Annotated in this window: 2 protein-coding genes and 1 pseudogene; all 3 read right to left on the bottom strand. The window is 63.2% G+C overall.

Annotation, left to right across the window (positions count from 1 at the left end; translation table 11 throughout):
* Window positions 1-413, bottom strand: a pseudogene (locus DBR12_RS03950) (hypothetical protein); the annotation flags it as partial.
* Window positions 410-1,501 (bottom strand): DUF2169 domain-containing protein, encoded by a 1,092-nt coding sequence (locus tag DBR12_RS03945; RefSeq protein WP_158274971.1) that lies wholly within the window; start codon window positions 1,499-1,501, stop codon window positions 410-412. The gene DBR12_RS03945 and the pseudogene DBR12_RS03950, both read right to left, overlap by 4 nt.
* 30 nt (window positions 1,502-1,531) lie before the next feature.
* Window positions 1,532-1,678: a hypothetical protein gene (locus tag DBR12_RS22140; protein ID WP_158274970.1), complete on the bottom strand. Its 147-nt coding sequence runs from the start codon at window positions 1,676-1,678 to the stop codon at window positions 1,532-1,534.
* Window positions 1,679-1,851: the final 173 nt, after the last annotated feature.

The raw sequence follows: 1,851 nt of genomic DNA, 5'->3' as shown, positions 1-1,851 counted from the left end.
GCTGCTGCACCGCCCGCCGTGGCCATCCCCGCACCCACTGGCGCTCCGATGCCAGTGGCGGCCACCACACCACCCGCTGCGGCCGTGGCGCCCCCTGCCATCGCCACCTTGCCCCCGGTGTCCATGGCGTTGGCTCCAAACTCGTGCAGCGACTGCGATACGTTGTCCTTGTAGTACTGCGCTGCGTCCTTGGTGCCTTGCTTAAGTTTGTCCCACCAGCCTTCTTCATCGGTCTCGGGCTGGGTGTTGGGCGGGCTCAGCAGCGGGCTGGTCTGCGGCACGATGAGGCCCTGGGTGTTGCCTATGGGCCCCGGCCTTGCGTAGCTGTTGGGTTTGACTTGGGCGGTGGTGGTGCTGGCAGTCGCCGGTGTGACGCGGCCGGTTGCAGGCATGAAGGGGATGGGCTGGCTCATGCTGGCACGGGCCCTTTTCTCAACTCCAGTACGCGCAAACCAAAACTGGCGGCCACGTTGATGCGCCACACGCAGCTAAGCGTCAGCGCTTTCACATCCAAGATGATGGTGTCCAGGTTCATCGGCAGCGGTAGCACCGGGCCGACCTGCAGTCGCGCTACCGCATGGACTGCCGGCTGAGGCAGGATGACCTTCGCCAGTTGCTGTCTTGGCGTGAGGCCTGCCAGCAGGATTTCCTCTCCGCCTTGCGGATACGGTATCTGCTGGTCTTCGGGTGCGCAGTTCCAGTAGCCAAAGTCAAAGTCCTTGGGCAGCCGCGGCCAGCGGTTTTCTTTCCACTCCGGGTCAAAGGTCCCACCCTTCTGGCGCCTGGGGGTCCACCATTTCCCGATGGGCCCTACACCGACGGGGGCGTAGCGCTGGGCATTGGCCGCATTGGCGTCAAATGGACGATTGAAAGTCTCGATCTGGGGCGCAGGCAGTTCATCCATGCGGCTTTTGCGGTGCCATGCCTTGTCTACCCACCCGTGGCCCAGGGGGTTGGCTTCGTAAGGTGCCCAGATTTCAGGCTCTTGTCCGGCGACCGGCCTAAGTGGCCATTCGCAGGTACCACCGTATGCCAGTTCCCAGCGCAGCGGTACTTCGGTGACCTTCTCGGGCTCAGTCAGTTTCCAGCCGAGCATGCCGTGCTGGATGCGACGCGGCCCGGTGACCGCTAGAACCTTTTGCCACGGGCCTACGCGCAGGCCGACCGGCCAGCGCTGGTGAGGTTTACCCTCGGGGGCATAGGCTGTGGCGTTGGCCAGCAGGATGTCGCATTTGGGCTTGTACGGCGCAAAGTCGCTTTCCTGAAGGCAACTGCTGGTGTTGGGGTCTTCGTAGAACTGGTCCGCTTGTACCAGAGGCGCTTGGGATTGCGCCACCTGCGGAGTGCCGTCCGCCGCCACGGTTTTCAGGTCAAAGGTGACTCGGCAGGCAATGACGTGAAACACCTCGTCGCCGGTATCCATCATCTGGAAATACTGGCTCGGATAGGGTGTGTGGTTGCGCATCTCCGCGAGCGGAGCTGCCTGCACCGGCGCAGGCATCAGCAGATCGGGTCCATTCATGGCGTGGGCTCAATTCAGGTCAATTCGCTCAGACTCCACACCCACATGCTTGGAGCCAACGATGTCGATTTCCTTGCCATTGACACTGATGCTGCCGTCTGCCTTCATCACCATCACGCTTTGACCGACCTGCAGCGTGATGCTGTCGGGTTCCATGGTGATATTGGAGCTGCCTCCGCCACCTTCTCCTCCGCCGCTTTCGCCGCCGCTACTACCGCTGTCTCCAGCCCATCCACCTGTCGACCCTGCTGGCACGCCCCCTCCGCTCGTTCCTCCGCCACCGGCCCCCCCGCCGCCCACAGTTAGCGTGTACTTGGTTCCCACCGTGG

It is taken from the genome of Acidovorax sp. HMWF029, from assembly GCF_003060895.1.
GTDB lineage: Bacteria > Pseudomonadota > Gammaproteobacteria > Burkholderiales > Burkholderiaceae_C > Acidovorax.
This window is presented reverse-complemented; position numbering and strand designations above follow the sequence as displayed.

Bases quoted from the DNA above. Each gene is read 5' to 3' on its own strand.
- DBR12_RS22140 (WP_158274970.1), bottom strand. From the start codon at position 1,678: ATGGAACCCGACAGCATCACGCTGCAGGTCGGTCAAAGCGTGATGGTG.
- DBR12_RS03945 (WP_158274971.1), bottom strand. From the start codon at position 1,501: ATGCCTGCGCCGGTGCAGGCAGCTCCGCTCGCGGAGATGCGCAACCAC.